The organism is Parasphingorhabdus flavimaris (genome assembly GCF_013371215.1).
Classification (GTDB): Bacteria; Pseudomonadota; Alphaproteobacteria; order Sphingomonadales; family Sphingomonadaceae; genus Parasphingorhabdus; species Parasphingorhabdus flavimaris.
The window spans coordinates 796,650-819,581 of the sequence record NZ_JABWMH010000001.1 but is presented as its reverse complement, the minus strand read 5'-3'; the positions used below and the strand labels follow the sequence as shown (position 1 = coordinate 819,581).

At 60.2% G+C, this 22,932-nt stretch carries 15 protein-coding genes and 1 tRNA gene; 8 read left to right on the top strand and 8 right to left on the bottom strand.

Annotation, left to right across the window (positions count from 1 at the left end):
• The first annotated feature begins 83 nt into the window (after positions 1-83).
• Positions 84-1,211 (top strand): peptide chain release factor 2, encoded by a 1,128-nt coding sequence (prfB, locus tag HUO14_RS03995; protein WP_176278557.1) that lies wholly within the window; start codon positions 84-86, stop codon positions 1,209-1,211.
• Between the two features lie 47 nt (positions 1,212-1,258).
• Entirely contained in the window at positions 1,259-2,101 is an 843-nt protein-coding gene (locus tag HUO14_RS03990) for a class I SAM-dependent methyltransferase (protein WP_176278556.1), read from the top strand.
• Between the two features lie 16 nt (positions 2,102-2,117).
• Here the strand turns inward: HUO14_RS03990 and lepA are convergent, their stop codons facing one another.
• Positions 2,118-3,947: a translation elongation factor 4 gene (gene lepA, locus HUO14_RS03985; protein ID WP_176278555.1), complete on the bottom strand. Its 1,830-nt coding sequence runs from the start codon at positions 3,945-3,947 to the stop codon at positions 2,118-2,120.
• A gap of 644 nt (positions 3,948-4,591) precedes the next feature.
• Entirely contained in the window at positions 4,592-4,741 is a 150-nt protein-coding gene (locus HUO14_RS03980; RefSeq protein WP_176278554.1) for a hypothetical protein, read from the bottom strand.
• 508 nt (positions 4,742-5,249) lie between these two features.
• Between HUO14_RS03980 and HUO14_RS03975 the strand changes: the two genes are divergently transcribed.
• Both HUO14_RS03975 and HUO14_RS03970 read left to right on the top strand, forming a co-directional pair.
• Entirely contained in the window at positions 5,250-5,426 is a 177-nt protein-coding gene (locus tag HUO14_RS03975) for a hypothetical protein (protein ID WP_176278553.1), read from the top strand.
• A 121-nt stretch (positions 5,427-5,547) separates the two neighbouring features.
• Positions 5,548-6,960 carry a porin gene (locus HUO14_RS03970; protein ID WP_246255210.1) on the top strand — a complete coding sequence of 471 codons (1,413 nt, stop codon included), beginning with the start codon at positions 5,548-5,550 and terminating at the stop codon, positions 6,958-6,960.
• A gap of 27 nt (positions 6,961-6,987) precedes the next feature.
• Here HUO14_RS03970 and HUO14_RS03965 read toward each other — a convergent pair whose 3' ends face one another.
• The 3 genes from HUO14_RS03965 to HUO14_RS03955 all read right to left on the bottom strand — a co-directional run bounded on the left by HUO14_RS03965 (position 6,988) and on the right by HUO14_RS03955 (position 11,515).
• Positions 6,988-7,611: a GNAT family N-acetyltransferase gene (locus HUO14_RS03965; protein ID WP_176278552.1), complete on the bottom strand. Its 624-nt coding sequence runs from the start codon at positions 7,609-7,611 to the stop codon at positions 6,988-6,990.
• A 21-nt stretch (positions 7,612-7,632) separates the two neighbouring features.
• Positions 7,633-10,161 carry a penicillin-binding protein 1A gene (locus HUO14_RS03960; protein WP_176278551.1) on the bottom strand — a complete coding sequence of 843 codons (2,529 nt, stop codon included), beginning with the start codon at positions 10,159-10,161 and terminating at the stop codon, positions 7,633-7,635.
• Between the two features lie 109 nt (positions 10,162-10,270).
• Positions 10,271-11,515 (bottom strand): N-acetylmuramoyl-L-alanine amidase, encoded by a 1,245-nt coding sequence (locus HUO14_RS03955; RefSeq protein ID WP_176278550.1) that lies wholly within the window; start codon positions 11,513-11,515, stop codon positions 10,271-10,273.
• Between the two features lie 524 nt (positions 11,516-12,039).
• Between HUO14_RS03955 and HUO14_RS03950 the strand changes: the two genes are divergently transcribed.
• From HUO14_RS03950 to HUO14_RS03940, 3 genes are all read left to right on the top strand, one after another.
• On the top strand, positions 12,040-14,745 hold the full coding sequence (locus HUO14_RS03950; RefSeq protein WP_176278549.1) for an Rne/Rng family ribonuclease: 2,706 nt from the start codon (positions 12,040-12,042) through the stop codon (positions 14,743-14,745).
• 120 nt (positions 14,746-14,865) lie between these two features.
• On the top strand, positions 14,866-16,266 hold the full coding sequence (locus HUO14_RS03945) for a M48 family metalloprotease (RefSeq protein ID WP_176278548.1): 1,401 nt from the start codon (positions 14,866-14,868) through the stop codon (positions 16,264-16,266).
• 114 nt (positions 16,267-16,380) lie between these two features.
• Positions 16,381-17,139: a DsbA family protein gene (locus HUO14_RS03940; RefSeq protein ID WP_246255208.1), complete on the top strand. Its 759-nt coding sequence runs from the start codon at positions 16,381-16,383 to the stop codon at positions 17,137-17,139.
• Here HUO14_RS03940 and HUO14_RS03935 read toward each other — a convergent pair.
• The gene (locus HUO14_RS03935) at positions 17,136-17,810 is read right to left on the bottom strand and encodes an RlmE family RNA methyltransferase (RefSeq protein ID WP_176278547.1); all 675 of its coding nucleotides are present in this window, start codon (positions 17,808-17,810) and stop codon (positions 17,136-17,138) included. The genes HUO14_RS03940 and HUO14_RS03935 overlap by 4 nt on opposite strands.
• Complete coding sequence (locus HUO14_RS03930; RefSeq protein WP_176278546.1) at positions 17,807-18,919, bottom strand: Ppx/GppA phosphatase family protein; 1,113 nt, start codon at positions 18,917-18,919, stop codon at positions 17,807-17,809. Before HUO14_RS03930 ends, HUO14_RS03935 begins: the two co-directional genes overlap by 4 nt.
• A 300-nt stretch (positions 18,920-19,219) precedes the next feature.
• Here HUO14_RS03930 and HUO14_RS03925 point away from each other — a divergent pair.
• Positions 19,220-19,293 (top strand) — tRNA-Gln (locus HUO14_RS03925).
• A 50-nt stretch (positions 19,294-19,343) separates the two neighbouring features.
• Here HUO14_RS03925 and putA read toward each other — a convergent pair.
• The gene (gene putA, locus HUO14_RS03920) at positions 19,344-22,826 is read right to left on the bottom strand and encodes a bifunctional proline dehydrogenase/L-glutamate gamma-semialdehyde dehydrogenase PutA (protein ID WP_246255206.1); all 3,483 of its coding nucleotides are present in this window, start codon (positions 22,824-22,826) and stop codon (positions 19,344-19,346) included.
• Positions 22,827-22,932: the final 106 nt, after the last annotated feature.

Genomic DNA, 22,932 nt, shown 5'->3' with positions numbered 1-22,932 from the left:
GCGCTTGCTCCTCTCTATTCCACAATACTTTACTTCCCGCCGATATCGTCTAATCGCTGCTCCGACTAGTTTTGGAGATTATCATGCGTGCCGACGCGCAAGCCTTTGTCGACCGGATCGACGCCGCTCTTTCCCTGATCAAGACCGCCCTCAACTGGGATGTGGCCCTGCGCCGTCTCGACGAGCTTAACGCCCGGGTCGAGGATCCGACCCTGTGGGACGATCAGGCAGCAGCACAAGCCGTGATGACCGAGCGCCGCCGCCTCGATGAATCGATCAGCGCCGCACAGGAAATCCAGCAGGAGCGCGACGACGCGCTAGAATTCATCGAAATGGCCGAGGAAGAAGGCGACGCCGAACTCGCCAACGAGGGCGCTGCCACGCTCGAAAAACTCGCGACCCGCGCCGACCGCGACAAGGTCAAGGCCTTGCTGTCCGGCGAAGCCGACGGGCTCGACACCTATATCGAAATTCACGCCGGCGCCGGCGGTACCGAGAGCCAGGACTGGGCCGAAATGCTGCTCCGCATGTATCAGCGCTGGGCCGAGGCGCGTGGCTACAAGGTCTCGATGGTCGACTATCAGGCTGGTGACCAGGCGGGCATCAAATCCGCGACCATCGAGGTCAAGGGCGACAATGCCTATGGCTATGCCAAGACAGAAAGCGGCGTCCACCGGCTTGTGCGTATCTCGCCCTATGACAGCGCCGCGAAGCGCCACACCAGCTTCTCCAGTGTCTGGGTCTATCCGGTGATCGACGACAGTTTCGAGGTCGAGATCAACGAGAGCGACCTCAAGATCGACACCTATCGCGCTTCCGGATCCGGCGGCCAGCATGTCAACACCACCGACAGCGCCGTCCGTATCACCCACCAGCCGACCGGTATCGTCGTCGCCAGCCAGAATGACCGCAGCCAGCACAAGAACCGCGCCACCGCCATGGGCATGCTCAAGGCCCGCCTGTTTGAAGCCGAGCTGCAACGCCGGGAAGCAGAAGCCTCGGGCGAATATGAAGCCAAGACCGAAATAGGCTGGGGCCACCAGATCCGCTCCTATGTCCTGCAGCCCTATCAGATGGTCAAGGACCTGCGTACCGGCCACACCAGCAGCGCGCCTAGCGATGTGCTGGACGGAGGCTTGGACGACTTCATCGCCGCGACCCTGGCGCAGAAGGTCACCGGCGAAGCGGTCGATGTCGAGGATGTGGACTAGGAAAAACGCCATTGCTCCTCCAGAACGCCTCGCCTATTCAGCGCAGCATGTCTCTGCATAACCCCAGCTTCACGCTATTCGCCCTGGCCGGCATCTTGCTGGTCACATCTTTGACCGCCTGCAAGCGGGTGCCCGATGCAGACGCCAACCGCGCCGAAACCGCGCGCGCCTATCCGCCAGCGTCACGTCCGGTGTCGGATCTGGCCGGCAACCAATGGTCTACCGAGACCGCGCGCGACAAGCGGGGCGAAGCCGAAGAGATTATGAAGGCTGCTGGACTCGAGCCCGGCATGACGGTCGCCGACATCGGTGCGGGCGAAGGCTATTATACCGTGCGGCTGGCTGAGAAAGTCGGTAGCACGGGCCGGGTGCTGGCGCAGGATATTGACGAAGCGGCGATTTCGCGGCTGGCCGAGCGGGTCAACCGGGACTCGCTCGACAATGTCTCGATCAAGCTGGGCGCGACGGATGATCCGCGGCTGCCTGAAAGCAGCTTCGACCGGATTTTTCTGGTCCACATGTATCACGAGGTCCGCGAGCCCTATGCCTTCCTCTCGCGCCTGCGTCCGGCCCTGCTCAACAAGAGCAAAGAGCGCGGTGCCGGGGAAGTAGTGGTGGTAGACGTCAACCGGGATTTCGAACAGCACGGCATCCCGCCGAAGCAGCTGTTCTGCGAATTTGAGGCGGTCGGTTACGAACTGGTCGGCTTCATGGAGCGGCCCGAACTGGGCGGCTATTTCGCCCGGTTCCGGGCCAAAGGTCCGGCAAAATTACCCGGCGAGATAACGCCATGCCCCTATCAGCGCGACAGCGGAACATTAACCGCCGAGAACGGACCAATAATTGGCCGGCTTTCAATAGTGACAAATCGCTCCGACACGGGGGCGTAACCACCGGCGATGATTACTAACCTTCATCACCCATCTTGAGCGCTGCGATAAAGGCCTCCTGCGGGATGCTGACATTGCCATATTCGCGCATCTTGGCCTTGCCCTTCTTCTGCTTGTCGAGCAGCTTCTTCTTGCGGCTGATGTCGCCGCCATAGCATTTCGCGGTCACGTCCTTGCGCATCGCCGAGATCGTCTCGCGGGCAATCACCTTGCCGCCGATCGCTGCCTGCACCGGGATCTTGAACAGATGCCGCGGGATCAGGTCCTTCAGCCGCTCGCACATGTGCCGGCCGCGCGCCTCGGCGGCGTCGCGGTGGACGATCATGCTCAGCGCGTCGACCGGATCGCCGTTGACCATGATGTTCATCTTGACCAGCTGGCCGGTGCGCAGCCCGATCTGGTGATAGTCAAAGCTGGCATAGCCGCGCGAAATACTCTTCAGCCGGTCGTAAAAGTCGAATACCACCTCGTTGAGCGGCAGTTCATAGACCACCTGCGCTCGGTCGCTAACATAGGTCAGGTTCTTCTGTATCCCGCGCCGGTCCTGGCAAAGCTTCAATATGCCGCCGAGATATTCGTCCGGGCAATAGATGGTCGCCTCGATCCACGGTTCCTCGATCTCGCGGATCTTGACGATATCGGGCATGTCTGCCGGATTGTGCAGGAACATCTCGCTGCCGTCGTTCATCTCGATCCGGTAAACCACCGACGGCGCCGTGGTGATCAGGTCGAGATCATATTCGCGGGTCAGCCGTTCCTGGACTATCTCCAGATGCAGCAACCCCAGAAAGCCGCAGCGGAAGCCCTGCCCGAGCGCCGCGCTGGTCTCCATCTCGAAGGTGAAGCTGGCGTCGTTGAGCCGCAGCTTGCCGATGCTCTCGCGCAATTTCTCGAAATCCGCCGCATCGACCGGGAACAGCCCGCAGAACACCACCGACTGCACTTCCTTGAAGCCCGGCAAAGCCTCCGGTGCCGGGTTCTTGACCGTGGTGATTGTGTCGCCGACCGCGGTCTGGCTGACTTCCTTGATCTGCGCGGTGATGAAACCGATCTCGCCCGCCGCCAGTTCCGGCAGCTGCTCGATCTTCGGCCGCATACAGCCGACCCGGTCGACCAGATGCTCGGTGCCCTGGGCCATGAACTTGATCTTCAGCCCCTTGGTCAGCACCCCGTCGATCACCCGCACGAGGATGACCACGCCGAGATAGGGGTCGTACCAGCTGTCGACCAGCATCGCCTTCAGCGGCTTGTTGCGGTCGCCGCCCGGCGGTGGAATCTTGGCGACAATCTGCTCCAATATGTCCTCGATGCCGATCCCCGACTTGGCACTCGCCATCACCGCCTCGGAGGCATCAATCCCGATGATTTCCTCGATCTCGTTGCGTACCCGCTCCGGCTCGGCGGCGGGCAGATCAATCTTGTTGAGCACCGGAATAATCTCGTGATCATGCTCGATCGATTGGTAGACATTGGCCAAAGTCTGCGCCTCGACCCCCTGCGCCGCGTCGACCACCAGCAACGCGCCCTCGCAGGCCGCGAGGCTCCGCGACACTTCATAGGCAAAGTCGACATGACCCGGCGTGTCCATCAGGCTGAGCTCATAGGTCTCGCCATCCTTAGCGGTATAGTTGAGCCGCACCGTCTGCGCCTTGATCGTGATCCCGCGCTCGCGCTCGATATCCATATTGTCGAGCACCTGCTCGCTCATCTCGCGCGCGGTCAGCCCGCCGGTCTGCTGGATCAGCCGGTCGGCGAGAGTCGATTTGCCATGATCGATATGGGCGATGATGGAGAAATTGCGGATATGGGACTGTTTATAGGCCCGGGCAGAGGATGGTTCGGTCATGGCCCGCCGTTAGCAGGGGCGCAAGCCCTTGTCAGCAGGAAACGTCAGCAGGAAACGACCGCCCCGCCCCGCAGATTTTCACCGCCACCGGCCGCGCTCGCCGCGATCGAACTTTACAAACTTTACACTGTTATGAATTTGAAAACTTCCAGGGCTTTTCGGGCGGGATTTGCGCAGCCTTTCCGGCCCGCAGAAGCCGTTTGTTCAGCTTTGGATCAGAAAGGCTGAACCAGTAGCCAGCAATAAGGCACCGCCCAGCCGCGCGCCCTCCCTTGCCGCTGCTGCCGAGGGAGTGGATCGGGATTCGATTGTCAAAGCGCCATTGGTGAATATGACATAAGGCGGCAAGTGTAGGAAAGACTGTTGGAGACTCCACTATCCTCCCCGTTGCGAAGCAATGGGGAGGTGGCAGCCGTATCGACTGACGGAGGGGCGCGTGCAGCAAGCAAACCCAACTTTCCTCCCCGTCGCGCAGCGACGGGGAGGTGGCGTGCCAAAGGCACGACGGAGGGGCAGGCGCGGCAAGAACAACCCTTCAAGATTCGCCCAACACCCAAAGCCAACGCCCAGCCCGACCAACCCCTCCACCATCCTCCGGACGGTCCCCCTCCCCACCGCTGCGCGGCAGGGAGGAAAGTCAATGGTCAGTCGAACGGAAGGTTGATTTCCTTCATGATCCAGTCGGTTTCGGTCAGGGTTTCGAGGTTCTTCTGATAATGGATATCTTCCCATAGTCCGCTTACCCCCCGCAAGCCGCCAATTTTATCCCTCTCGGCAAAAATGATCCGAAACATTTTCCTCCCCGTCGCGCAGCGATGGGGAGGTGGCGTGCCAAAGGCACGACGGAGGGGCAGCTGCGGCAAGAACAGCCCTTCAAGATTACCCCAACACCGGAAACCCGCGCCCAGCCCGACCAATCCCTCCACCATCCTCCGGACGGTCCCACTCCCCATCGCTGCGCGGTGGGGAGGAAAGTCAATGGTCTGTCGAGTGGCAGGTTGATTTCCTTCATGATCCGGTCGGTTTCGGTCAGGATTTTGATGATCTTCTGAATATGGATATCTTCCCATCGTCCGCTTGCCCCCCGCAAGCCGCTAAATTTATCCATCGCGGCCAAAATAGCCCAAAACATTTTCCTCCCCGTTGCGAAGCAATGGGGAGGTGGCGTCCGCCGTAGCCTTGGCGAAGGCGGACGACGGAGGGGCCCCTCCACCATCCTGCGGATGCTCCCCTCCCCACCGCTGCGCGGCGGGGAGGAAAGTGGGTGTTGCCCGTCTGTCTACAAGCGCCTAGATTCACCCCATGCGCACCCGCCTCAGCATCTGCCGCAAGAAAAAACGCTATGCCAGCGAGGCGGACGCTATTGCCGCGGCACAAACCGCCAGCATCGACTTGCGCCCCTATTCCTGTGACCGCTGCCACCGCTATCATCTGACCGGCCGGACCAGGGGCAAGCGGCGCCTGCCGGTGGCCGATTGAGACGACTCCGCGCCCCGCAGCCCCTGTCACAAACATGAAATAAATATGCCATGAAAGAGCAACGCAACCGTCATAGATCGCTCATCAATTGAAAAATCATCCACAACAGACAGGCCATTTCATGACCAATCCTATGCTCAAGACCATTGGCCTGCTGGCCGGCACCGCCGCGATTGCGCTTTGCCCTGCCGCTGCGATGGCGGCCCCGATTTCCGATGAACAGGCCGCGGCGCTGCTCAGCAGGCTGAACCAGCTCGAGCGCGAAGTCGCCGATCTGAAGGCCCAGCTTGGCAATGTCCAGCAGACGCAGCAGGCATCGACCAGCGCGATTGCCGCGACCGACGCGAAACTGGCCGCGACCGAGGAGAAATTGGCGCAGCAGAAACCACCGGTCCAGATCGCCTTCAAGGGCGCGCCGGAAATCAAGGACGGCGCCACTGATGGTGCGGGGGGCTGGAGCTTCAAGCCGCGCGGGCGGATGCTTTATGATTTCGGCACGGTCAACGCACCGGATTCGATCAATGACGCGGGTCTCGGCTTTGCCAACGAGGCGCGGCGCATCCGGCTCGGCGTTTCGGGATCGATGCCGGGCGGCTTTGGCTACAAGATGGAAGCGGATTTCACCGGCGGTACGGTCGAGATGACCGACGCCTTCCTGTCCTATGACCGCGGACCGCTGACGATCACCGCCGGACAGCATAATAATTTCCAGGGGCTCGAGGAACTGTCGAGCAGCAACGACACCAGCTTCATCGAACGGGCTGGCTATACCGATGCCTTCGGTTTTGAACGGCGGGTCGGACTGTCGGCGCAATATGGCGCGGGCATGTTGCTGCTTCAAGGCGGTGTCTTTACCGACAATATCACCGATCTCGGGGATGATGTGAACAACAGCATCGGCTTTGACCTGCGCGCGGTGGCGATGCCGAAATTCGGCGATACCCAGACCCATTTCGGGGCGTCCTACCATTATGCCGATCTCGGCGACACGGTCATCGCGCAGCGCTATCGCCAGCGGCCGGCGGTGCATTTCACCGACACGCGCTTTCTCAACACCGGCAATATCGACAATGCCAAGTCGGAATCCAGCATCGGGCTGGAAGCAGCAATCATTTCCGGTCGCTTCCACGCCGCGGCGGAGGGCCACTGGCTGACGCTGAACCGCAACGCCAATTTCGCCGACCCGAGCTTCTTTGGCGGATCGGTCGAGGCCGGGCTGTTCCTGACCGATGACACGCGCGGCTACAAGGAAGGCGTGTTCAAGGGCGTCAAGGTATCCAATCCGGTTGGCTCGGGCGGTATTGGCGCGTGGCAGGTCAATGTCCGCTATGACCGTCTCGACCTGACCGACGCCGGCTTTGTCGGCGGCACGCAGGACGCCTATCAGGCTTCCCTGATCTGGACCCCGATCGATTATGTCCGTTTCATGCTGTCTTATGCCAAGCTCGACTATCGCGACGCGGCCATCGCGGCGGCAAACGGCAACGACTATAGCGTCGACAGCCTTGCCGGACGTTTTCAGATCAGTTTCTGAACCGGTCGCCCGCGCAAGGAATACAGCCTAGCGCGGTAATCTCTGCATCGGTTCGAGCGGAGGACTGTCTGCCATCGGGTGGAACAGGTCTACGCGCTCGAAGCCGAGGCTGGCGTAGAAACGCCGGTTCGCCGGGTTGCTGTTCTCGAGATAGGCCATGGTGCCGGACCGGTCGCAGGCATCGAGCACGGGACCGACCAGCCGCCGGCCAAGGCCCCGCCCCCTGCCCGCGCTGGCGACGCCAACGGTGAACAGATAGGCGTGCGGCTGTGCCGGATGGTGTTTCGCCATCGCGTCCCCCGCCGCCTTTCCCCGTTTCAGCGCGCCGAGGCCGCCGCTTGCAAACAGGCCCCAATAGGTCTGCAGCGTACCGGCGAGACTCGCATCGCCGCTATCGCCGGGCATCAGCCACATCGCCGCAGCGCGGTCTTCACCTTTTTCATTGAGCAGCTGGCAAAAGCCGTTGGGCGCGTAAATATGCCGCGCGAGATTGGCGAAGGTCCGCTCCATCGGATCGAAGCCGCCGAACAGCCAGCGGTTGAACGGATCATCGCGAAAGGCGTCGGCGGTGATTGCAGCGAGCGTGTCGACGCTCTCCGGTCCGACCGTGCGGATGCCCTGCGCGGGCGCAATGTCGGCCGGCTTCAGCACCAGCCGTCTGATCCGTCGGCGCTAATAGATGCCGCCTTCGGCCTGCAGAAATTCATCGTCATTCCGCGCCGGACCGCGATTGCGATTGGCATCCGCAGCCCGTGCTCGTGCGGCCGCACGCTCGGCGATCAGCTCGGCCTTGCGGGCTTCGAGCCGGGCCAGCAGTTCGTCCTTGCGGATCGACCGGCGGGGTTCGGTTTCGGGCTTGAACACGTCCCAGATGACCGCAGATTTCGGATCTTCGGTCGGCCATCCGCCATAGACACGCTTGCCCGACTTGCGATCGACGCGGACCATGCGGACGCCATTGGGCGCAACAAACGGGGTTTTCGGCATGCCGGCCATCGCCCGTTCGGCAAAGCGACGGAATACCGGCGCTGCCAGTGTGCCGCCCTGGGCATAGCCGCCCATGTTGCGCGGCTGGTCAAAGCCGAGATAGACGCCGGCCACCATGTCGGGCGAACCGCCGACAAACCAGACATTGGTCGGACCGCTCGACGTACCGGTCTTGCCGAACAGCGGCCGCTCGAGGCTTTTCAGATTCTGCGCGGTACCGCGGGTGATCACGCCCTGCAGGATGTCGATCATCTGATAGGCAGTGATCGGGTCCATCAACTGTTTCCCGGCAGGACGCGGACGCGGCATCGGCTGTCCGTCCCAGTCACGCTGATTGCAATTGTCACAGACTCTCTGGTCGGCACGGAAAATAACCTTGCCGTTGCGGTCCTGCACGAAGTCGATCACCGTCGGGTTGAGTTCGCGACCGTGATTGGCGAGCATCGAATAGGCGTTGGTCAGCTTCATCACCGTGGTATCGCCAGCGCCGAGCGCGAAAGCGAGATAAGGCTGATATTCGCCGATTCCCATGGTCTTGATCGTCTTGACGACATTGTCCATGCCGGCGTCATTGGCGGCGCGCACGGTCATCAGGTTGCGCGACTGTTCGACGCCCCAGCGCAGGGTCTGCTCGCCAGCGCCGCGCGCATTGCCGAAATTCTGGAAACATTTGCGCCCGAGAGATGCGGACTGATAGACGCAGAACGGGCTGTCGGCGATCAGCGTTGCCGGTGTCATGCCATTATCCAGCGCGGTTGCGTAAACGAACGGCTTGATCGTCGATCCCGGCTGGCGTTCCGCCTGGGTCGCGCGGTTGAACGAACTCATCCGGTCGTCAAAACCGCCCTGCATCGCCCATATTCTGCCGTTGCGGGGATTTTGCACGACCATGCCGCCGGAAACCTCGGGCACATTTTCGAGCCGGTAGCTACTGCCGCCAGCAGGGCTGACGGCGATAATGTCGCCGGCCTTGAGCGCACTGGGCACCGAATTGATACGGCCCGTCGTGCCATCGGAGAAGCCGATTTCGGCGCCGCCACCGGTGGTCCGGATTGCAACAGCGATCTGCCAGTTGGCATAGTCCGTGCCGATGAAGGTCGAAGAAAGCCGTTGCGCCCATTGCTCGTCAATCTCGATCTTGTTGATCGGACCGCTCCAGCCTTTGCCGCTGCTGTAACGCAGCAATCCGCCGCGCAGGGCGTCCTTGGCATATTCCTGCAATTCGGGGTTGAGCGATGTTCGCACCCACAGACCGCCAGAATAAACGCTATAGGGCCCGGCTTTCTCGTCATCGCCGAATTTCTCGATCAGCTGACGCCGGACTTCCTCGATAAAATAGCCGCCGACCCGTTCGAAACGTGGCCCGGAGCGGGAGATCGTGCCCAGCGGTTGCGCTACAGCGGCCTGGTGTTGCGCGTCGTTGATCCAGCCATTGTCGAGCATGCGACCCAATACCCAGTTCCGCCGGCTGATCGCACGCTGTTCGTGCGCTTCGGGGCGATAGTTGGACGGCCCCTTGGGAAGGATCGCCAGATAGGCGATTTCATGCAACGCCAGCGCGTCGACATCCTTGCCGAAATAGGCCTGTGCTGCTGCCTGGACGCCGTAAGCGTTTCGGCCAAGGAATATCTGGTTGAGATAGAGCTCGAGAATTTCTTCCTTGGTCAGCGCGTCCTCGATCCGGTAGGCGAGGATCGCTTCGCGCACTTTCCGGCGGTAGGATATTTCACCTGACAGCAGGAGGTTCTTGGCGACCTGCTGGGTAATCGTCGAAGCGCCGATCGGTCGGCCGCTGTTGGTGATATTGCTGACTATCGCGGTGGCGATGCCCGGATAGTCCAGTCCGCCATGTTCGAAGAAAGTACGATCTTCCGCAGCCAGATAGGCGCGCACCAGAAGCGCGGGATATTCGGAAAACTCGAGCTGGACGCGGCGTTCGCGGGCATAGCTGTGCACCGGTTCGCCATCATAGGCGCGGACCATCGTCGGCAAGGGTGGCTCGTAGGTTCGCAGCGCGGTTGCGTCGGGCAAGTCCCGGGCGAAGATCAGCCAGATCAGCAGCCAGCCCAGCACGCACAGGGCGAGAAAGGCCACGAGCAAACGGAACCATTTCTTCTGCCAGAAATTTTCGATCCGCTCGAAAAAGCTGCCGGTGCTCCGCTCGAGCTTGTAGGCGAGACTTTCTCCAGCCGTATCAGACGCATCATTTACCATAGGCTGCGCTATCTAAACCGCCTCGCGAGCATTTTCCAGCGATTATCGATGAAAATCGCGCACTGCCTCAAGCCGGTACGACCGGATAAATTTACACCGGGGAATTATGCTAGCGCATCGCCAGCTTGCGGGCGAAATGCGACTCGATCGCGCTGGCAACTCCGGTAGCGACTTTGGCGCGGCCTGCACGGGAGTTGAGAAAGGCGACATCATCCTTGTTGGTCAGATAGCCGGTTTCGAACAATACCGACGGCGTGTCGGGGGCCTTGAGCACGACAAAGGATGCATAGCGGTGCGGTATCTTGCGGAAATTCATCTGGCGGCTGCTCTCGCGGTGCAGCAATTTGGCAAAATCGGCAGAGACGTTCATGGTCTCGCGCTGGGTCAGATCGATCAGGATCGATGAAACGTCCCGGGTCGCGCCCCCGAGATTGATGCCGTTGATGATATTCGCCTTGTTCTCGCGTGCCGCCAGTTTAGCAGCTTCCCTGTCGGAAGCGACTTCGGACAATGTATATACGGTTGCACCGGATGCGGTCTCGTTCCCTGCCGCATCGGCATGGATCGACATGAACAGGTCCGCGTCGAGCCGGCGGGCAATGCCATAGCGTTCTTCCAGAACCAGATACTCGTCGCTGTCGCGCGTCAGGGCCACCCGCACTCTTCCGCCTTCGACCAGTCGGTCGCGGATCGCGCGTGCAATTGCGAGGGTGACATTTTTCTCGCGCGCAGCACCGTGGGGCGAGATCGCTCCCGGATCGTGCCCGCCGTGGCCGGCATCGATCACGACCAGCGGCCGGGTCGGGTCATTCGGCCCGTGGATCATGGGCAAGCTCACGGAGTCGCGCGGCTTGCCGAGCGGAACCTTGACGCTATATTTGGTTTTCGGCGGTTCGGCGCGAAATTCCAGCGGCGGCAGGAAGGATTTGCGGCCCAGAGCGATCTGCTTCTCGCCTACCGCTTGCAGGCTGAGCTTCAGGCTTTTTCCGTCCTGAGAAAAACCGCCATTGGTGATCACCGCCGGACGGTCGAGGTCGAACACGATCCGCGCTGTGTTGGGATCATATTGCCCCTGGCGCACAGACTTGACAATACCGGACGCATATCCGCCCTGCCCCGCCTTGCCGCCGCGAACATCGATCGCGATCCGGTCCGGCCCGATCAGGGAAAAGGTCGAAGCCCCTTCGACCACGTCATCAAAGGCAACGGTGATTTGCGAACCGCTCGCCTCGATCCGGCTGATCGAGCCAGCCTCGGCGGGCTGGGTCATCAACAGGGCGGAGACCATGATCGTTGCATATGCCATGGCCCGCTTATGCCCCGCACGGGCCTTTTTGGTCCAGTCAATTTTCATAGGCTCGGGCTTCCTGGCTAAATCGCAACTAACAATTGAGTAAAGAAGCCATTAAGGAAGCTTTCGTAAGGGGCCGTAAAATGACGCGGTTAACGGCGCGTTATCCATGAATCGGCAAGCAGCGATATTCACGGAAACCTTTTCGCTAGTTCACAGTTTATGTTGCCGATTAACCCGAGCGGTGCTAGCAGACCTATCGAACCTTTCGGGAAACATCCTGACACGGTTCGTCTAAATGCCGGAAATCATTCGGCATCTACCAGGTTGACGCAACATGAGGCATGACATCTCCGGCTATGAAGCTTTCCGTTTCGGAAGCGCTTCCACAGGCGGAACGACCTTGGCCAACGGCCAGGGCCATGCAGTTGTTGCAGACGCAATTTTATCTGAAATATTTCAAATCAACCGGATGACGCCGCCCGCCCCTAATCAAAGGACCGCGCGCGAACACCCGTTATCCCTACCATATCGCATGGCCCGAACGGGCTCCGGCCCCTTCCTGTGCCATGCCAGGAGACTATTGAATGAAAACGCGCATGCTAATCGACGCGCGCCACCAGGAAGAAACCCGGGTGGCGGTCGTAAAAGGGAACAAAATTGAGGAATTCGATTTTGAATCTTCCGAGCACAAACAACTTAAAGGCAATATCTATCTAGCAAAAGTAACCCGGGTCGAACCGTCGTTGCAGGCTGCCTTCGTGGATTACGGTGGCAACCGCCACGGATTTCTCGCCTTTTCCGAAATTCATCCCGACTATTACCAGATCCCGAGAGAAGATCGTGAAGCGCTGCTGGCTGAAGAAGCCGAGCATGCTGCAGAAGAAGCCGCCTTGCGCGCACAGGAAGAGGAAGAAGACGATTCTCCCGCCGACATGGTGCGCAGCGAAGCGACCGAGGAGCTCGACACCGCGTTGGTTGAAGTCGACAAGGATGACAGCGTCGATACGATCGACGTTACCGAAGGCGAAGTTCCTCAAGAAAGCAATGATGACGACGATGATGATGATGACGACGACAGTGATGAGTCGGACGAATCAGACGATGAATCATCCGATGACAAGGCCGAATCAAAAGGCAAAGGCGGAGCGCGTCGCGGACGCGGTGGCCGCAACACGCGTGGTCGCGGCAAGGGCAGCATCCCCAAAGCCAGTGATCAGGCGCGTCAGAAGCGCATGGCATTGCGCAAACGTTACAAGATCCAGGACGTCATCCAGCGGCGGCAAGTTGTCCTCGTTCAGGTCGTCAAGGAAGAACGCGGCAACAAGGGCGCTGCGCTCACCACCTATCTCAGCCTGGCGGGCCGCTATTGCGTGCTCATGCCCAACACCTCTCATGGTGGCGGAATCAGCCGGAAAATCAACAATGCGGGCGATCGCAAACGACTGAAGACGATTATCGCCGATCTGAAGTTGCCGACCAGCATGGGCTGTATCGTTCGCACCGCCGGACTTTCGCGGACCAAGCCTGAAATCAAGCGTGATTTCGACTATCTCGCCCGGCTTTGGGACGAAATCCGCGAAAAGACGCTGGTGGCAACCGCACCAAGCCTGATCCACAGCGACAGCGACCTCGTAAAACGCGCGATCCGTGACATTTACAATCGCGAGATCGAGGAGGTGCTGGTCGAAGGCGCGAATGGCTACACGGCTGCGAAAAACTTCATGAAGCTGCTGATGCCAAGCCACAGCAAGCGGGTGAAAAGCTATGCCGATCCGGTTTCGCTGTTCCAGCGCTATGGCGTCGAGGATCAGCTGTCCGCCATGTATTCACCGGAAGTGCAACTGAAGTCCGGCGGCTATCTGGTGATCAACCCGACCGAGGCTCTGGTCTCGATCGACATCAACTCCGGACGCTCCACCCGCGAGCACGGTATCGAAGCGACTGCGGTCAAGACCAATATGGAGGCCGCCGCAGAAATCGCCCGCCAGTTGCGACTGCGCGACATGGCCGGACTGGTCGTGATCGATTTCATCGACATGGACCGCAGCGGCAATGTCCGCAAGGTCGAACGGGCGATGCGCGATGCGCTGAAGAACGACCGGGCGCGCATCCAGGTCGGACGGATTTCAAGCTTTGGCCTGATGGAAATGAGCCGCCAGCGTCTGCGCACCGGCGTGCTCGAAGCCTCGACCAAGGTCTGCCCGCATTGCGAAGGCACCGGACTGGTACGTACGGCATCGTCTGCCGCGCTGTCGGTTCTGCGTCTGCTCGAAGAAGAAGCCGCAAAGGGCAAGGCCAGCCAGATCAGTCTGCGTACCAGCCAGGAAGCGTGTATCTATGTGCTGAACAGCAAACGTCACGAGATCGAGGATATCGAAAAGCGCTACGGCGTCTCGATCGAAATCGTGCCGGATGGTGAAACCGAAGGCGCGCGGATGGAAATCCAGACGTCCGGAAGCCCGCCAAAGAACATGCCGAAATTCGAACCCATCGTCGATGAAGACGATGACGACGATCACATCGAAGAAGCTGATGCGACGGAATCGGAAGACCGTGCAGATCGTGGAGACCGTGCGGAACGCGATGATGGCGCGGAACGGCCCAAACGCAAACGGCGCCGTCGTGGAAGACGCAACCGTGGCGGTGACCGTTCGGAAGCCGGCAATGCCGAAAACGGCGGCGAAAACAGCGGTGAAGCTTCTGCTCAGCAAAATGATGCTGAAACTGGCGAACAGGCTGAGAAACCTCAACCGCGTCCTCGCCGTAGCAGCGCCCGCAAAGCGGATGCTGCACCGGTTGACGCAGCGGAAGCCAATGCTGATGACAAGCCGCAAGCCGAAGCAAAACCGCGCGGCAGACGCCGTTCGGCCAAGACCGAAGCCACGGAAGAACAGCCAGCGGTAAGCGCTACGCCAGAGGGTGAAACATCGGAAGAAAAGCCGAAACGGCGCCGCGCTCCACGCAAGCCCAAGGCGACAGCCGACGCACCGGCGACTGCAACCGCTGATGCGACGCCTGAGGAAAAAGCGCCGCCAAAACGCGCTCCAAGAGCCCGCGCCAAAAAGGCCGACAGCGTGGAAGCGTCTGACAATGCCGCTCCTGAAGCGGACAAGCAGGTCAAGGAAAAGGCTCCACCAAAACCGCGGAAATCGAGAGCAAAGGCTCCTGCCAAAGCGAAAGATGAAGCCGTTGCCAAAACGCCCGACAGCGCCGACAAATCGGAGGCTGTGACCGCTGAAACCAACGACGGACCGCCGCGCAGCGGCTGGTGGCAACGTACCTTCGGCTAATGATATGGATACCGTTCCGCCTGGGTTTTCCGAGGCGGAACGGTATCATTTTCATCCTCGGTTCAGGCAAAGAATGTCAGGGGAGGAAACTCCAACCGGACTTCCAGGCTGAGGATATTCATGCGCAATAGATTTGCCTTTTCACCTTCCCGCATTGATCTGCCAGCGCTTGGCCGGTTGACCCGCTTCATCGCGGCATTGCTGGTGATCGTCTCGATCACCGTCCAACCGGTTGCAGCCCAGTCGATCTTGCGCGATGCCGAGACCGAAGCGTTGTTTACCGACATGGTGGCGCCGCTGGTGGCGGTATCCGAACTGGATGCCGAAGAGGTCGAGGTCGTGCTGATCAACGACAATCAGATCAACGCCTTCGTCGCGGGCGGACAGCGGATGTTTTTCTACTCCGGCCTGATCGAGACGGCGGATAGCGCCAATGAAGTGCAAGGCGTGATGGCCCATGAACTCGGCCATATCACCGGCGGACATATAATCCGGTTCGATGAAGGCGTGAAAACCGCGACCGGAATCACGATTCTCAGCCTTATCCTCGGTGCTGCGGCCATTGCTGCGGGCGCCGGCGATGCCGGCATGGGAATATTGGCAGCGGGTCAGCAGGCCGCGATGGGCAAGTTCCTCGCCTTCAGCCGAGTGCAGGAACGGTCGGCAGATTCCGCCGGCGCGCGCTATCTTTCCGAGGCCGGCATATCCGGCAAGGGCTCGATCGATTTTTTCAAGAAACTTCAGAACTACGAATTCCGCCTCGGCATTCCACAGGAGGATAGCTACGGCCGTACCCACCCGTTGTCCGGAGAACGGGTCACACTGCTGAGGGACGTCTATCAGGCAGATCCCGCTTGGAACAAGCCTTCCGATCCCGACATCGAGGCACGCTTCCAGAGGGTGAAGGCCAAGCTGCTCGGCTTTACCGCCGATCCGACCGTGACGTTGCGCGAATATCCCGAAAGCGACCAGTCGGTTCCGGGCCGCTATGCCCGCGCTTATGCCTGGCACAAAAGCGCCTACCCCGACCGGGCCCTCTATGAGGTCACGAACCTGCTGAAATCCGCACCGAACGACCCCTATTTTCTCGAACTGCACGGCCAGATCCTGCTCGAATCCGGCAAGCCGGACGAGGCCCTGAGATCGCTGCGCAGGGCCGTCCAGCTAACCAACAACCAGCCGCTGATCGCGAGCCTGTTCGGTCACGCACTGATCGCCACCGAAGACCCGCAATATTTCGACGAGGCAACACAGGTCCTCAAAGCCGCCGTCAACAAGGACAACCGCAATCCCTTCGCCTGGTATCAACTCGGCGTGGTCTATTCGCAGCAGGGCGACATGCCGCGGGCGCAACTGGCGACGGCGGAAAGCTCCTTGCTCCAACGCAATTACGCTGCGGCCATCCGCAGTTCGCAGATTGCCATGTCCGGTATCGCCGAAAATACCCCCGACTGGATTCGCGCGCAGGATATCTCCTTCATCGCCAAGGCTGAGTTCGAGCGAGACAGCAAGCGCCGCTAAGCCGCACCCTCCCCTCGCCAAGGCCGTTTAGGCTGGACAAGCCATGCGGCCATTGCCAAGGGCATGGTTCAAAGAAAGAACCCGATTGTGGAAAATGTTTCAAATAGGAAGTGGATGATTATGGCGGGTGGCGGTCTGGCCATAGCGGCGGCATTGGGTGTTTGGTTCTGGCAAGCGGGCAGCGCCTCTTCGACCGAAGACGTCAACGCAGCGGTCTTGGCTGCGGGCATCAATGCCAAGGAGCAGAAAGCCATCGAGGCAATCGTACGCGACTATATCCTGAACAATCCGGAGATCATCCCCGAAGCAGTGGAAATATTGCAGAACCGCCAGAAATCCTCCGCCATTGATGCCGTGCGCGCGCAGATCGAGCAGCCTTTCGCCGGCAATGCCTTCGCCGGCAATCCCGATGGTGACGTGGTTGTCGTCGAATATTCCGACTTCAACTGCCCCTATTGCAAACAGACCGAGCGCGACATCGCGCGGGTGATTGCCGAAGACAAGAATGTGAAAGTCGTATTCCGCGAACTGCCGATCCTCAGCGAGGCCAGCAACGACGCCGCGTTGATGGCGCTGGCTGCTGCCAAACAGGGCAAATATTATGCCTTCCACAAAACCATGTTCGCCACCGGTCGCCCGACGCCATCGACGATCCAGGCTGCCGCGAACGAGGTCGGTCTCGATATGGCTGCTGCGCGAGCCTTTATCGCATCGCCGGAAGCGAAGCAGGAAATCCAGAATAATATCGCGATTGCGCAACAGATGCGGTTCACCGGGACACCGGCCTGGGTGGTCGGTGATCAGTCGGAAGTCGGCGCTGTGGGATATGACGGTCTGAAGGAAATGATCGCAAAGGCGCGCGCCGCCAATTAGGACGGCTCCTCGTTGTCCTTGAACCCCTGGGCAATCACATACCATTCCGACGAGCCCTTGCGGCTGGCTGGCGGCTTGGCATGTTTCACGACCTCGAAATGCTTCTTGAGCAAGGTCAGCAGCTCGTTGTCGGTTCCGCCGGCCAGCACCTTGGCGACGAAATTCCCGCCCTTCTGCAGATTTTCCACCGCGAAATAGGCAGCAGCCTCGACCAGACCCATCGTTCGCAAATGGTCGGTCTGCTGATGACCGACGGTGTTGGCCGCCATGTCGGACAGGATCAGATCCGGCTTGTCGCCCAGGGTTTCGATCAGCAGATCCGGCGCAGCATCATCCATGAAGTCCATCTGGAAAATGGTCACCCCTTCAATCGCGTCGACTTCCAGCAGATCGATCCCGACAATAGCGGCCTTGGGCGCATATTTGCGTACCACCTGCGCCCAGCCACCCGGCGCGATCCCGAGATCGACAACCAGCTTGGCTTTGCGCACCAGCTTGAACCGCTCGTCCAGTTCCAGCAATTTATACGCCGCGCGCGAGCGATAGCCTTCGGCCTTCGCCTGTTTGACATAAGGATCGTTCAACTGACGCTCCAGCCAGCGCGTGGAGCCGATTTTGCGGCCCTTGGCGGTCTTGACCCGCTGCTTGCTTCCTGATCTGCCCCGACTCATTGACTTGACCGCCGTTCATAGGATGACATTAGCGAGCGCAATATGCCCTCGCGGATACCGCGATCGGCGACGCCGACCCGGGGTGCAGGCCAGATATCGAGGATCGATTCCAGTATCGCACAGCCCCCGACAACAAGGTCGGCGCGTTCGCGGCCGATGCACGGGATATCGGCCCGCTCGTCCGGCGATGCATTGGCCAGCATATTGCTGATTTCGCGCATCGATTCGGTCGGAACGATCAGGCCGTCGATGACCTTGCGATCATATTGCGGCAGCTTCAGGTGCAGGCTGGCCAATGTGGTTACCGTGCCGCTGGTTCCCAGCAAACGATAGTCACACTGGTCGAGCCGCGGTAACCGCTCGGCAAAACTGGCAAAACTGTCGGTCACGCGCGCGCGCATCGAGGCGAAAGCCTCGGCACGTGCGATCGGGTCGTCGGCATTGAATTTCTCGCTTTCGGTCAGCGAAACGACACCCCACGGCACGCTCAGCCAGTCGACAATCTCCGGCGCCGAGCCGGTCGTGTCGACCAGCACGAGCTCGGTCGATCCTCCGCCGATATCGAAAATAAGCGCAGGACCCGCGCCCGGCTCGAGCAGTATCTGGCAGCCGAGCACGGCGAGCCGCGCTTCTTCCTCGGCGGTAATAACATCGAGCGCGATACCGGTCTCGCGGCGCACCCGTTCGATGAACTTGTCACCATTGCTGGCCCGTCTGCAGGCCTCGGTAGCCACCGAGCGGGCAAGCGTCACGTTGCGACGGCGCAGCTTGTCGGCGCAGATCGACAGGGCGGCGACCGCTCTGTCCATCGCCCGATTGCTGATCCGGCCGGTTTCCACCAGCCCCTCCCCCAGACGCACGACGCGCGAAAAAGCATCGGTGACGATGAAGCCGTCCGACGAAGGCTTGGCGACCAGCAACCGGCAGTTGTTGGTGCCCAAATCTATCGCTGCATAGGACCGCAATTTGGGCCAGCGTCCGGGTCCGTGAGGGGCAGAAGGCGCAACTCGACTCTGTCCATTATGTGTCGCCGCAGGGTTCGGGCGGGATTTCCTTGCGGATGACCCGCCTGTTGCATCTTGCGGCGATGGGGATTCTTGATCCGCCATGACCGTACTCTTATGTTCTCCGGATCGGATAATACCGCCGGTACTTGGGGGCGAAGATAACGATGCGGTGCCAATGACGCAAGTGCCGGTAACCCTGTTCGATCGAAAACATCTCCGACAAACGCGGATTCGGTCGCAAAATGCCAATCGCGACCGGAGAACCGAGAATTTCGATGCAACAGGCCCCGTTTTGCCCCACTTCGATTGTCCGCCCGATATCCAAGATCAAAGCTTAGTCAAACTTCACCACCAAAAGGCTTGACGCTAGCCCCCTCCCTGCCTATTGCCGCGCACCGGCACTCCCCTGTCGTATAATGGTAATACCACGGACTCTGACTCCGTTAATTGAGGTTCGAATCCTCACGGGGGATCCAGTTTTTTCCCGACATCTCCGCCACGAACAGCGTCCATCCAGCAGCATTCGTCAGGTTAGCAGCGACACATTCCCGCCGGCGGCGGTGGTGTCGATGCAGACGTGACGTTCTACCAGGCACTGGTGATCAAATGCTTCCTCGGTGATGATCGGGATCAGCGGTCCGTCGCGCCTGGCGAGCGCCTTGCGGATGGCGCGGATATCGTCGATCTCGCTCCAGCAAACCACGGCATCGATGCCGGTCAGTCCAGCCAGGGTTTCTCGCGGCACGAACCCGTCGAGCGCATGATCGCCGCCGGCACCGGGAGCGCAGATCAATGTCTCACACCCCTGCTTCCGGGCGATCTCCGCCTGTTTCGTCGCATCTTCCGCCGTTGGGCCGAGGCACAGGATCGTGCCCCGCGCATAAGTGAACAACTCGTTTGATTCGCCGGTCGGTCCGGGCATGATTTCCGAACTGCGCGGCCGTTTGTCCGGCGTAGGCAGATTGTCGAGCGCCACCTGAACAGTTTCCGCCATCTGAACCGTGCCGTCAGTCACCGGCATTGTCGGTCTGGAAGTTGCGAAAAAGCGCGGCAGATAATGCGGGCCGCCCGCCTTGGGACCAGTGCCGGAAAGCCCCTCGCCGCCAAAGGGCTGGGAACCGACCACCGCGCCAACCTGGTTGCGGTTGACGTAAATATTCCCGACCTTCATCGCGCTGGTCAGCTTGTCGATGCGGCGTTCGATGCGGGTCTGCAAACCGAAGGTCAGCCCGTATCCGCGACCGTTTATATCAGCGATCACCTGGTCGAGGCCGCCGCTCTTGAAGGTGGCAACATGCAGGACCGGTCCGAATATCTCTTCGTCGAGATCATTGATATTATCGACCTTGATCACCGCTGGTCCGACGAAATAGCCATCATCCGGACAGTCCAGCTGCTTGAGCAACCTGCCCTCTTTCTCGGCAGCCGCGATATGCCCGCTGATCTTGTCATGCGCTGCCTGATCGATAACCGGTCCGATGTCGGTCGACAGCCACCACGGATTGCCCATCTCGGTCGCGTCCATCGCGCCATATAACATGTTGAGAAACGGTTCGGCGACATCCTCTTGCAGATAGAGGACCCGCAGGGCCGAGCAGCGCTGTCCGGCGGACTGGAACGCAGAAGTGATAATGTCGCGAACCGATTGTTCCGGCAAAGCGGTCGAATCGACGATCATGCAGTTAAGGCCGCCGGTCTCGGCGATCAGCAGCGAATCTGCCTGACCATTTTCGGCGATGTTGCGGTTTATCGTCTGCGCGGTTGCGGTAGAGCCGGTGAAACACACGCCGTTGATCCGAGCGTCGCCGCTGATTGCAGCACCGACGGTGGCACCCGCACCGGGCAGCAATTGCAGCGCAGCCAATGGCACACCGGCCTCGTGCAGCAAATTGGTCGCGAGAGCGGCGATCAGCGGTGTCTGGTCAGCAGGCTTGGCGAGCACGCCGTTGCCGGCAGCGAGAGCCGCAGCCACCTGACCGGTGAAAATCGCCAGCGGGAAATTCCATGGCGAGATGCAGCTGATTATTCCACGCGGCCTGCCCTCGGGATGTTTCTCCGCTTCCTTGGCGTAATAGCGGAGAAAGTCGACCGCCTCGCGCAGTTCGGCGATCGTATCGAACTGGGTCTTGCCCGCCTCCCGCGCCAGCAACGCAAATATCTCGCCATGATGCTGCTCGTAGAGATCGGCAGCGCGGCGTAAAACTGCGGCACGTTCGACCACCGGAGCGTCCCAGATGCGGGCGTCTTCGATTGCTTCACCGGCTTGTTTTTCGTCCGCCTCAATCACTTCGCCGACCTGGCTGTCCTTGATCGCCGGATTGAATATCTTGTGCGCCGTTCCGCTGGTCACCGGACGAACGGTGATTGCCGACGAACGCCAGAGCTTTTCGGCAAAGGGTGCGCGCTCCGCTACATATTCATTCAGATCGGTGCGGTTGGCGAGATCCCATCCGCGCGAATTGAGGCGTTCGGGCTGATAGAGGTCCGCAGGCTTCATGATTTTCGACTGGCTCGATTGCTGGTCGGCCACCAAGGTCTCGAACGGATCGGTGGCGATCATCTCCGCGGCGACCGCATGATTGGCGAGCTGGTTCACGAAGGACGAGTTCGCCCCGTTTTCAAGCAGACGCCGGACGAGATAGGCGAGCAGTTCGCGATGCTTGCCGACCGGCGCATAGATGCGCGATCGCACTTTCTCGTTGCGCAGCAAGGCGTCGTGCAGCGTCTCTCCCATGCCGTGCAGGCGCTGGAATTCGAAATCCTGATTGTCACCCGCCATTTCGAGAATGGCAGCAACGCTATGCGCGTTGTGGGTGGCGAATTGGGGATAGATGCGGTCGGTCATGTCCAGCAGCTGGGACGCGCAACAGATATAGCTGATGTCGGTCGCGGATTTTGTCGTGAATACCGAAAAGTCGGGGACGCCATCCATTTGCGCGCGCTTGATCTCGCTGTCCCAATAGGCACCCTTGACCAGGCGAACCATGATCTTGCGATCAAGCTGGGTCGCGAGCGAATAGAGCCAGTCGAGCACATAGCTGGCTCGCTTGCCGAATGCCTGGACCACAATGCCGAAGCCGTCCCATCCGGTCAGTCGCGGATCGCTCAGCACCATCTCGATCATGTCGAGCGAGAGACCGAGACGATAGGCTTCCTCCGCATCGATATTCAGCCCGATATTGGCGTCGCGCGCCGCGCGTGCCAGTTCACCCACGCGGTCGGCAAGCTCGGGCACGGCCTTGGCCTGCTGGCTCATCTCGTAGCGCGGATAGAGTGCCGACAATTTGATCGAAAGGCCCGGGTTCTCGCGCAGATCGTCGGAAACGGCGACCTTCGCGATTTCCTTTATCGCATCGGCATAGGCGGCAAAATATTCATCCGCGCCTTCCTGCGTAATCGCGGCCTCTCCCAGCATGTCATAGGAATAGGTGGCACCCTTGGCTTTCCATTTCTCCGCCCGCTTCAACGCCAGCTTCATGTCCTCGCCAAGCACGAACTGGTTGCCCAGCTCTTTCATCGCCTGTCGCACCGCGACGCGGATGACCGGCTCGCCCAGACGCTTGATCGCGCCCCGCAAGGCGTCCAGCGGGCCGCTGCTTTCGGGCCGATGGATTACGCTGCGTGTCATCTCCAGAGCATAGGTCGAGGCGTTGACCAGCGAGCTTTCCGACTGGCCGATATGGTCGCGCCAGTTGGAAGGGCCGATCTTGTCTTCGATCAGCGCATCGATGGTCTGGTTATCCGGCACCCGCAACAGCGCCTCGGCCAATGTCATCAGCGCCAGGCCCTCGTCGGTGGAAAGCCCGTATTCGCCGAGAAAACTCTCGGTCAATGTCGGACCGGAAGCGCTTCGAACCTCGCGCACGACCTTGATCGCCCGATCCTGAATCCGCTTGCGCGTCTGCTCGTCCGGACCGTAATTCGAAATCAGATAATCCAGAATTTCGGTTTCGTCGGTGCGATGATGCGTGCGAATTTTTTCCCGATAATCAATCAGAGTGTTCATCATTCCAGGACTTCCTAACAAGATTTACCGGCTTGGTTGGCGATTTGCAGATTCAAATTCGTGGTGAAACGAGACCAGGAGCGATCATATTGATCCGCCGGTCGAGCAG

Excerpts from the sequence above, each read along its gene's own strand:
- HUO14_RS03950 (WP_176278549.1), top strand. The coding sequence starts at position 12,040 with ATGAAAACGCGCATGCTAATCGACGCGCGCCACCAGGAAGAAACCCGG.
- HUO14_RS03980 (WP_176278554.1), bottom strand. The coding sequence starts at position 4,741 with ATGTTTCGGATCATTTTTGCCGAGAGGGATAAAATTGGCGGCTTGCGG.
- lepA (WP_176278555.1), bottom strand. The coding sequence starts at position 3,947 with ATGACCGAACCATCCTCTGCCCGGGCCTATAAACAGTCCCATATCCGC.
- prfB (WP_176278557.1), top strand. The coding sequence starts at position 84 with ATGCGTGCCGACGCGCAAGCCTTTGTCGACCGGATCGACGCCGCTCTT.
- HUO14_RS03930 (WP_176278546.1), bottom strand. The coding sequence starts at position 18,919 with ATGGCGGATCAAGAATCCCCATCGCCGCAAGATGCAACAGGCGGGTCA.
- HUO14_RS03970 (WP_246255210.1), top strand. The coding sequence starts at position 5,548 with ATGACCAATCCTATGCTCAAGACCATTGGCCTGCTGGCCGGCACCGCC.
- HUO14_RS03940 (WP_246255208.1), top strand. The coding sequence starts at position 16,381 with ATGATTATGGCGGGTGGCGGTCTGGCCATAGCGGCGGCATTGGGTGTT.
- putA (WP_246255206.1), bottom strand. The coding sequence starts at position 22,826 with ATGATGAACACTCTGATTGATTATCGGGAAAAAATTCGCACGCATCAT.
- HUO14_RS03935 (WP_176278547.1), bottom strand. The coding sequence starts at position 17,810 with ATGAGTCGGGGCAGATCAGGAAGCAAGCAGCGGGTCAAGACCGCCAAG.
- HUO14_RS03945 (WP_176278548.1), top strand. The coding sequence starts at position 14,866 with ATGCGCAATAGATTTGCCTTTTCACCTTCCCGCATTGATCTGCCAGCG.
- HUO14_RS03955 (WP_176278550.1), bottom strand. The coding sequence starts at position 11,515 with ATGAAAATTGACTGGACCAAAAAGGCCCGTGCGGGGCATAAGCGGGCC.
- HUO14_RS03975 (WP_176278553.1), top strand. The coding sequence starts at position 5,250 with ATGCGCACCCGCCTCAGCATCTGCCGCAAGAAAAAACGCTATGCCAGC.
- HUO14_RS03990 (WP_176278556.1), top strand. The coding sequence starts at position 1,259 with ATGTCTCTGCATAACCCCAGCTTCACGCTATTCGCCCTGGCCGGCATC.
- HUO14_RS03960 (WP_176278551.1), bottom strand. The coding sequence starts at position 10,161 with ATGGTAAATGATGCGTCTGATACGGCTGGAGAAAGTCTCGCCTACAAG.